The sequence below is a fragment of the Intrasporangium sp. genome (assembly GCF_035688975.1).
In the GTDB taxonomy this organism is placed as follows: domain Bacteria; phylum Actinomycetota; class Actinomycetes; order Actinomycetales; family Dermatophilaceae; genus CALMNV01.
The window spans coordinates 1-9126 of record NZ_DASSMH010000146.1 but is presented as its reverse complement, the minus strand read 5'-3'; the positions used below and the strand labels follow the sequence as shown (position 1 = coordinate 9126).

The following is a 9126-nucleotide window of genomic DNA, read 5'->3' as shown; positions in this document are numbered from 1 at the left end:
GGCGGCGTCGGCCGCGGAGAAGACGCCGTCCCGGGCGATGAGCTTGAGGTCCATGACCCATCAGCCTCGCGCGAGGCGGCCGCCCGCGGCGAAGCCGGGCGGTGACCTGTGGACGGGCCGCTGTCCTGGACCGGGGGTGTGGATTGCGGCCGGCACTGCGTGGACCGCTCGGGCATGTCGGCACGCCGGCAGCCCGGGGCCGCGCGCGCAGCCCGGCGCCGGCAGGCCAGCCACGGGCGGCATACGGCCCGGATAGGTATGCGCGACTATGCATATACTTGCAACGTGTCCAAGGTACTGACCTCTCTTCCTGTCGGCGACCGCGTCGGGATCGCGTTCTCGGGCGGCCTCGACACGTCGGTGGCCGTCGCGTGGATGCGCGAGAAGGGCGCCGTGCCGTGCACCTACACGGCCGACCTCGGTCAGTACGACGAACCCGACATCGACTCGGTCCCCGGCCGCGCCGCCCAGTACGGCGCCGAGGTCTCCCGGCTCGTCGACTGCAAGGCCGCACTCGTCGAGGAGGGCCTGTCCGCCATCGCCTGCGGGGCGTTCCACATCCGCAGCGGCGGCAAGACCTACTTCAACACGACCCCGCTCGGCCGGGTCGTGACCGGCACGCTCCTCGTGCGCGCCATGGAGCAGGACGGCGTCTCCATCTGGGGCGACGGGTCCACCTTCAAGGGCAACGACATCGAGCGGTTCTACCGCTACGGCCTGCTCGCCAACCCGCGGCTGCGGATCTACAAGCCGTGGCTCGACGCCACGTTCGTCTCCGAGCTCGGCGGGCGTCAGGAGATGTCCGAGTGGCTGACCTCGCGCGACCTGCCCTACCGCGCCAGCGCCGAGAAGGCCTACTCCACCGACGCAAACATCTGGGGCGCCACGCACGAGGCGAAGACGCTCGAGTTCCTCAACGAGTCGATGGACATCGTCGAGCCCATCATGGGCGTCCGCTTCTGGGACCCGTCGGTCGACATCGAGACCGAGGACGTCACGGTGCGCTTCGAGCACGGCCGCCCGGTCGCCATCAACGGCGAGACGTATGCCGATCCCGTGGCCCTCGTCCGGGCTGCCAACGAGATCGGCGGCCGACACGGCCTCGGCATGTCCGACCAGATCGAGAACCGCATCATCGAGGCCAAGTCCCGTGGGATCTACGAGGCGCCGGCGATGGCGCTGCTGCACCTCACCTACGAACGGCTGCTCAACGCGATCCACAACGAGGACACGGTCGCCAACTACCACGCGGAGGGGCGCAAACTGGGCCGCCTTCTCTACGAAGGGCGCTGGCTCGACCCGCAGGCGCTCATGGCCCGCGAGTCGCTCCAGAGCTGGGTCGCGTCCGTGGTGACGGGCGAGGTCACGGTGCGCCTGCGCCGCGGCGACGACTGGACGATCGTGGACACGAGCGGACCCTCGTTCTCCTACCACCCCGAGAAGCTGTCGATGGAGCGGACCGAGGACGCGGCGTTCGGCCCGGTCGACCGCATCGGCCAGCTGACGATGCGCAACCTGGACATCGCCGACTCCCGCGCGAAGCTCGAGCAGTATGCCGCCGACGGCCTCCTCGGCCGCCACGCCACGGAGCTCATGGGCGAGCTCGCCCCGGGCGGTGCGGCTGCGATCTCGGCCAACCCCGCGGCCGTCGACGTCGACCGCGAGGACGACGCGCTCGACCGGGCCGCGATGGAGTTCGGCACCGACTGAGCCAAGGCGCGAGGATCGACCGAGCGCCAGCGAGGGAGGACCGGAGCGCCGGTTCGGCTCGGTCGGTCAAATGGGCACCGACTGACCCACCGCATCGGCTCAGCCCATCGTGGCGAGGCGGGGTCGGGCTCCGGCGGCGAAGCGCTGCCCGGCGAGCACGCCGATGTCGGCGTGGTCGGTGAAGAGCCCGTCGATGCCCGCGCCGAGGAAGGCCAGGTGCTCGTCCACGGCGCGCCCGTAGTCGGCCGGCCCGCCGTCCCGCAGGTTGGCGGGCAGGAAGGCGTTCTCAGCGCGGAAGGTCCACGCGTGCACCACGAGGCCGGCGGCGTGGGCATCCGCGACGAGGCTCGTCGGCTCCGGTGCGAGCCGGCCGTCGGGCGTGCGCGGGATGATCTGGTCCTTGTCCGCCCCGATGCCGGTGATCGTCTTGGCCAGCTCCTCGAGCGCGGGCACGGTCAGGAGGTCGGTGTAGCTGCGCCGGTCTCCCTTGGCGACCAGGTCGTAGGGGCTGCCGTCGGTGGTGAGCAGCACGAGCGGTGCCCGCACGCCGAGCCCGTGGCGCAGCTCGAAGAGCGTCGAGACCTCGAAGCACTGGACGAAGACCGGCGCCCCCTCGCTGTTGAGCCGGTGCCGGCGGAGGGCGTCGGCGGCCAACCGGGCGACGTCGATCCCGCACTCGCGGAAGAAGGTCGGGCTCTTCAGCTCGGGATACACGCCGATGGTCCTGCGCAGCTCCTTGCTGAGGCGCGCTCGCAGCGTCAGCACCTCGTCAAAGGTCGCAATAGGAAACTGCCTGTCCCACATGGTGTTTCGCGGCCGGAGGAGCGGAAGTCGCTCGCGGGCCCGCAGCGTGCGGAGCTCCGCGAGGGTGAAGTCCGTGGTGAACCACCCGCTCACGGACTCCCCGTCGACGACCTTCGTCGTCCACCGGTCGGCGAACTCCGGCCGGTCAGCGACGTCGGTCGTGGCGGAGATCTCCGGCTCGTGGCGCACCACGAGCACACCGTCCGCGGTCGCGACGAGGTCGGGCTCGATGAAGTGGGCACCCATCCGCGCCGCGAGCTCGTAGGCCGGCACGGTGTGCTCCGGCCGGTATCCCGATGCACCGCGGTGGGCCACCACCAGCGGACCCCGGCCGGTGCCGGGCACAGATCCCAAGAAGCGCTTCACACCCCGAGTGCACTCCCCCGACACCACCGGTCGCCCGCCTCGAGCCGACGCCCAGGTGAACACTGGGCGACCAGTGAGGGCCTGGTGCCGAAGACGACGCGGCGGACAACGGGCCCGCCGGGCGGTTTGTGCGCGGCATACAAAGAACGACCGGGACGCGCCCTACGCTGTTTGGGTGACCTCCCTGAGCCGGCGGCGCCCCAGCCCCGAGACGGCTCGCGCCGTCGACCGCAGCGCGGGCGACCTCGCCACGGCGGCCGCGCGCCGGATGGAGGAGCGCCTCACGTGGTATCAGGAGCTCACCGCCCAGGAGCGCTCGTGGGTGGGCGTCGTCGCCCAGGCGGGGATCTCCGAGTTCCTCGCGTGGTTCCGCGGCGAGGGAGAGGTGGCGCCGTCGGCGGCCTCGATCTTCGCCAACGCGCCGCAGGAGCTGACCCGCTCGGTGAGCCTGCGCCAGACCCTCGACCTCGTGCGGACCGTCGTCGACGTCGTCGAGTCACGTATGGAGGGGCTCGCGGGTCCCGGCGACGAGGACCTGCTCCGGGACTCGGTCCTGCGGTTCTCCCGCGAGATCGCGTTCGCGGCGGCCGAGGTGTATGCCGGTGCCGCGGAGGCCCGCGGTTCCTGGGACGCCCGGCTGGAGGCGCTCGTCGTGGACGCGGTCCTGCGCGGCGAGGCGGACGACTCCATGCAGTCCCGGGCGACGGCGCTCGGCTGGGGCGAGGTCGCCCACGTGACGTTCGTCGTGGGCAGCGCGCCGGCGGGCGAGGCGAGCCCCACCGCGTCGGTCGACCTGCTGCGGCGGACGGCCGACCGGCTGGGGGTGGAGGCGCTCGCCATCGTCCAGCGCAACCGCCTCATCGCCATCCTCGGCGGGACCGAGCAGCCTCTTGAGGTGGTCGGCGAGATGGTCGACGCCTTCGGCACCGGGTCCGTCGTCGTGGGGCCGACGGTGCCGCACCTGTTCGCCGCCGGCCGCTCCGCGCGGGCCGCCCTCAGCGGCCTGTCCGCCGCACCCGCGTGGCCCCAGGCCCCGCGAGTCGTCGAGGCGGACGCCTTACTCCCGGAGCGTGCGCTGGCAGGCGACCAGCCGGCGCGACGCCTCCTCACCGACCGCGTCCACCGGCCACTCGCGACCCCGAACCATGCGCCGCTGCTCGACACAGCCCACGCCTACCTCGAGGGAGGCGGGTCGCTGGAAGCCACCGCCCGGGCCCTCTTCGTGCACCCGAACACCGTGCGCTACCGGCTCGGCCGGATCGCGGCCGTCACCGGCTACGACCTGTCGGTCCCCCGTGAGGCGTGGACCGCACGGATCGCGCTCGTCCTCGGTCGGCTGGCGGCGGCCGAGCGCGGTCCCACAGGGGGCCGGGCCGCGCCGAGTTGGAGGAACCCTCCAATAGATGGCATGTGACTTCGTGACATTCCGCGGCAGGTAACAGCGCCGGGACCCGCGAGGCTACAAGGGTGCTAGTCATCGTCTGCCCTGGACAGGGCTCCCAGACCCCCGGCTTCCTCGCTCCCTGGCTCGAGCTCCCGGGCTTCCGGGACCGCATGGGTTGGCTCGGTGCCGTGGCCGGCATGGACCTCATCGCGCACGGCACCGAGTCCGACGCCGAGACGATCAAGGACACGGCGGTTGCCCAGCCGCTCATCGTGGGAGCCGGACTCATCTCGCTGCTCGCCCTCTTCGAGCACCCGGCCGACGGGTTCCGCACCGTGGCCGCCGGGGCGGGTCACTCCGTGGGCGAGATCACGGCGGCCGCAGCCGCGGGCGTCATCTCGGCTGAGCAGGCCATGGTCTTCGTCCGCGAGCGTGGGCGCGCGATGGCAGCCGCCAGCGCGGTCACCCCCACCGGCATGTCCGCCGTCCTCGGCGGTGACCCCGACGAGGTGCTCGCCACCCTCGACACGCTCGGCCTCACCCCGGCCAACGTCAACGGCGCCGGGCAGGTCGTCGCAGCGGGCACCCTCGAGCAGCTGGAGGCTCTCAAGGCCTCTCCGCCCGCCAAGGCGCGGGTCATCCCGCTCCAGGTCGCGGGCGCCTTCCACACCTCGCACATGGCCCCGGCGGTCGAGGTGCTGGCCGGCTACGCCCGCGCCATGTCGACGCACGACGCCCGCGCCCGGCTCATCTCCAACGCCGACGGCACGGTCGTGCACAGCGGCAGGGAGGTGCTCAGCCGGCTCGTGCGGCAGGTGAGCAACCCGGTGCGCTGGGACCTGTGCATGCAGACCATGCTCGACCTCGGCGTGACCGGCCTCATCGAGGTCCCGCCGGCGGGCACGCTCGTGGGCCTCGCCAAGCGGGCCATGCCCGGCGTCGAGACGCTGGCGCTCAAGACCCCGGACGACGTGCAGGCAGCCCAGCGGATGATCCGCGAGCACGGGTCGACCGGCGCGGGCGACTCCCAGTCGCAGTCGCCGACCTGGCGGCTCGTCATCGCCCCGTCCAAGGGCGCGGTGCAGATCGAGTCGGTGGCGGTCGGCGACACGATCGAGCCGGGCGCCGTGGTGGCCCGCATCAGCACCCTGCGCGACACCTACGACGTCACGGCACCCCATGGCGGACAGGTGATCGAGTGGCTGGTCGAGGAGGGCGACCCCGTGTCCCCCGGTCAGCCGATCCTTCGACTGCACCCCATCTCCTGAGAAGAGCCACGCCGTGACCTCCCCCGCCACCCGCCGCACCCCCAAGGGCACCGGAACCATCGCCATGCCGCCAGCCATGCGGCATTCCCGCATCTCCGGCGTCGGCGCCTACCGGCCCAAGCGCGTCGTGCCCAACTCCGAGCTCGTCGAGCGGATCAACTCGAGCGACGAGTGGATCCGCGAGCGGTCCGGGATCATGTCGCGCCACGTGGCGGAGCCGGACGAGAGCGTCATCGACATGGCAGAGGCGGCCGCCCGCGACGCCCTGGACCACGCCGGCATCACCGCTGAGGATCTCGGCTTCGTGCTCATGGCGACGGTGACGCACCCGTACCAGACGCCGGCTGCGGCGCCGGAGCTGGCCTCCCGGCTCGGCTCGACGGCGCCTGCGATGGACATCTCCGCGGCCTGCGCCGGCTACTGCTACGCCGTCGCGGTCGCCAGCGACATGGTCCGCGCCGGCTCCGCCGACCACGTCCTCGTCATCGGCGTCGAGAAGCTCTCCGACTTCACCGACTACGACGACCGCTCCACCGCCTTCATCTTCGGCGACGGGGCGGGCGCGGCGGTCATCAGCCCCTCGGACACCCCCGGCATCGGCCCGACCGTCTGGGGCTCCGACGGCACCCAGCGCGACGTCATCTCGCAGGTCCAGCCGTGGACCCAGCTGCGCCAGCCCTGGAGCGAGCCCACCAACGACCCGCGCCTCTGGCCCGCGATCGGGATGGCCGGCCAGAGCGTCTTCCGCTGGGCCGTGTGGGGCATGGCGCCCATCGCGCAGCAGGCGATCGACCGGGCGGGCATCACCGCCGACGACCTCGACGCCTTCATCCCGCACCAGGCCAACGTGCGCATCATCGACGCGATGGTCAAGCAGCTGAAGTTGCCGGCCGACGTCCCCGTGGCCCGCGACATCGCGACGACGGCCAACACGTCCGCCGCTTCCATCCCGCTGGCGACCACCCGCATGCTGGCCGACGGCGAGGCGCCGAGTGGTGGCCTCGCGCTGCAGATCGGCTTCGGCGCGGGGCTCGTGTATGCCGCCCAGGTCGTCGTCCTGCCCTGACAGGTTCCCGCCGCCCCCGACGGGTCATTCGGGAGCACGCAGCAGACCCACCCATCCACGAACCAAGGAGCAGACAGATGGCACAGTCCGAGCAGGAGATCCTCGAGGGCCTGGCCGAGATCGTCAACGAGGAGACCGGTCTCGACACGGCATCCGTCGAGATGGACAAATCGTTCACCGAGGACCTCGACATCGACTCCCTCTCGATGATGACCATCGTCGTCAACGCCGAGGAGAAGTTCGGCGTGCGCATCCCGGACGACGAGGTCAAGAACCTCAAGACCGTCCGCGACGCCGTGACGTTCATCGCCAACGGCCAGTCCTGAGCCGGCCGACGTAGCCGCCCGACCTTGCCGCCCGACGTAGCCGCCTGACGTAGCCGTCCGCGTGACCGGCGCGACCGCACGGGCCGGTCACGCGGGCGCCGGGCCCGGCGGCCCTGCGACCGCGACAGCACCGGGGGCGGCATACGGCCTCCCCCCACAGCACCTTCGCTAGCACCGACCCAAGCACCCCGAACCAGAGGAGCACGTCACCATGACGTCCACTCGCGACCGACGCGTCGTGGTCACCGGCCTCGGCACGACCACGCCCCTGGGCGGCACGACCACGCAGACGTGGGAAGCCGCCCTTGCCGGACGCTCCGGCGCCCGCCCGATGGACTTCGACTGGGTCGGCAAGCACGACCTCCCGGTGACCTTCGCGGCGACGATCGCCGTCCCCCCCGACCAGGTCCTCACCAAGGTGGAGACCCGCCGACTTGACCCGTCGAGCCAGTACGCGCTCATCGCCGCCCGCGAGGCGTGGGCCGACGCCGGGGAGCCCGAGGTCGAGCCCGAGCGGCTCGGCGTGGCCGTGGGATCCGGCATCGGCGGGGTGTGGACCCTGCTCGACCAGTGGGACAACCTGCGGGAGAAGGGGCCCCGGCGGGTCTACCCGCTCGCGGTGCCGATGCTTATGCCCAACGGTCCGGCCGCCGCGGTGTCCCTCGAGATCGGCGCCCGCGCCGGTGCGCACACCCCGGTCAGCGCGTGCGCCTCGGGTGCCGAGGCGATGGGCTACGCGATCGACATGATCCGCACGGGACGCGCGGACGTCGTCGTCGCCGGTGGGACGGAGGCCGCGGTGCACCCGCTGCCCATCGCCGGTTTCGCTGCGATGCAAGCGCTTTCGACCCGCAACGACGAGCCGGAGCGGGCGTCTCGCCCCTACGACACGGGTCGCGACGGCTTCGTCCTCGGTGAGGGCTCCGCCGTCATCGTGATCGAGGCCGAGGAGCACGCCCGCGCCCGCGGGGCGCGCATCTACGCCGAGCTGGCGAGCGTCGGCATGTCCGCGGACGCGCATCACATCACGGCTCCGGAGCCGGAGGGGGCCGGCGCGTCCCGCGCGATGGTCGCCGCCGTCGAGCGGGCGGACCTCAGCCTGACCGACGTCCTGCACATCAACGCGCACGCCACGTCCACGCCGGTGGGCGACGTCGCCGAGTACAACGCCATCAAGAGGGCCTTCGGCGATCACACGGAGTCGATCGCCGTGACGGCGACGAAGTCGATGACCGGGCACCTGCTCGGGGCCGCCGGCGCGCTCGAGGCCATCTTCACGATCCTGTCCGTGCACCACCGCACCGTCCCGGCGACGATCAACCTCGACGACCAGGATCCGCAGATCCCGCTCAACGTCGTGACCGGGAAGGCGCTGACGCTTCCCGACGGCGACATCGCGGCGCTCAACAACTCGTTCGGCTTCGGCGGCCACAACGTGGCCCTCGCGGTGCGGAGCATCTGATGGGCCGCGAACCGTCGGTCGCGTCGGCCCAGGCCTCGACCGTGGCGAAGGTCAAGCTGCCCCGTGAGCAGGATCCCCGCAACCCCAACAAGCGGCTCGCGGCCTTCTTCGACCCGGACACCGTCGAGCTGATCACCGCGGACGACGACTCGGGCATCCTCGCCGCCATCGGGCGGGTCGAGGGCCAGCCCGTGGTCGCCTTCTCCTCCGACGCGACGGTCCAGGGCGGCGCCATGGGCGTCGCCGGCTGCAAGGCGATCCTCGTGGCCTACGAGCGCGCCCTCGCCGACGGCGTGCCGGTCGTCGGCATCTGGCACTCGGGCGGCGCCCGCCTGGCCGAGGGCGTCGTCTCGCTGCACGCGGTGGGCGAGGTCTTCGCCATCATGACCCGCGCCTCGGGCAAGGTGCCGCAGATCTCCATCGTCATCGGCGCGGCCGCCGGCGGCGCGGCATACGGCCCGGCCCTGACCGACATCGTCATCCTCGGGCCGGAGGGCCGGGTCTTCGTCACCGGACCGGACGTCGTCCGGTCGGTCACCGGCGAGGCGGTCGACGCCCTGCGCCTCGGCGGCCCGGAGCCGCACGGGCGCCGCTCCGGGGTGGCCCACGTGACCACCCCGGACGACGAGAGCGCGCTGGCCACCGCCCGGCAGCTGGCGGCCCTGCTGGGTCGGCAGGGCCGGCTGTCCCCCGCCGACCTGCCCGAGGAGTACGACCTGTCGGCCCTGCTGCCGGCGGAG

General features: G+C 72.4%; 8 protein-coding genes. 7 read left to right on the top strand and 1 reads right to left on the bottom strand.

Annotation, left to right across the window (positions count from 1 at the left end):
* Positions 1 to 285: 285 nt before the first annotated feature.
* On the top strand, positions 286 to 1710 hold the full coding sequence (argG, locus tag VFJ94_RS15360) for an argininosuccinate synthase (RefSeq protein WP_325005099.1): 1425 nt from the start codon (positions 286 to 288) through the stop codon (positions 1708 to 1710).
* Positions 1711 to 1809: 99 nt separating this feature from the next.
* Here argG and VFJ94_RS15355 read toward each other — a convergent pair whose 3' ends face one another.
* A complete protein-coding gene (locus VFJ94_RS15355; protein ID WP_325005098.1) occupies positions 1810 to 2880 on the bottom strand; it encodes a glycerophosphodiester phosphodiesterase family protein in 1071 nt (356 codons plus the stop codon).
* Positions 2881 to 3055: 175 nt separating this feature from the next.
* On the opposite strand from VFJ94_RS15355, the gene VFJ94_RS15350 reads away from it, so the two are divergent.
* The 6 genes from VFJ94_RS15350 to VFJ94_RS15325 form a co-directional block, all read left to right on the top strand.
* A complete protein-coding gene (locus VFJ94_RS15350) occupies positions 3056 to 4294 on the top strand; it encodes a helix-turn-helix domain-containing protein (RefSeq protein WP_325005097.1) in 1239 nt (412 codons plus the stop codon).
* A gap of 53 nt (positions 4295 to 4347) precedes the next feature.
* Positions 4348 to 5532 (top strand): acyltransferase domain-containing protein, encoded by a 1185-nt coding sequence (locus tag VFJ94_RS15345; protein WP_325005096.1) that lies wholly within the window; start codon positions 4348 to 4350, stop codon positions 5530 to 5532.
* Between the two features lie 64 nt (positions 5533 to 5596).
* Complete coding sequence (locus VFJ94_RS15340) at positions 5597 to 6598, top strand: beta-ketoacyl-ACP synthase III (RefSeq protein ID WP_325005100.1); 1002 nt, start codon at positions 5597 to 5599, stop codon at positions 6596 to 6598.
* 77 nt (positions 6599 to 6675) lie between these two features.
* Positions 6676 to 6924, top strand: a complete 249-nt coding sequence (locus VFJ94_RS15335) for an acyl carrier protein (RefSeq protein ID WP_325005095.1) — start codon at positions 6676 to 6678, stop codon at positions 6922 to 6924.
* A gap of 211 nt (positions 6925 to 7135) precedes the next feature.
* Complete coding sequence (gene fabF, locus VFJ94_RS15330) at positions 7136 to 8386, top strand: beta-ketoacyl-ACP synthase II (RefSeq protein ID WP_325005094.1); 1251 nt, start codon at positions 7136 to 7138, stop codon at positions 8384 to 8386.
* The coding region (locus tag VFJ94_RS15325) for a carboxyl transferase domain-containing protein (RefSeq protein ID WP_325005093.1) at positions 8386 to 9126 on the top strand (741 nt) is incomplete at its 3' end. The genes fabF and VFJ94_RS15325, both read left to right, overlap by 1 nt.

Coding starts and splice junctions, on each gene's coding strand:
- VFJ94_RS15340 (WP_325005100.1), top strand. CDS start 5,597: ATGCCGCCAGCCATGCGGCATTCCCGCATCTCCGGCGTCGGCGCCTAC.
- VFJ94_RS15335 (WP_325005095.1), top strand. CDS start 6,676: ATGGCACAGTCCGAGCAGGAGATCCTCGAGGGCCTGGCCGAGATCGTC.
- fabF (WP_325005094.1), top strand. CDS start 7,136: ATGACGTCCACTCGCGACCGACGCGTCGTGGTCACCGGCCTCGGCACG.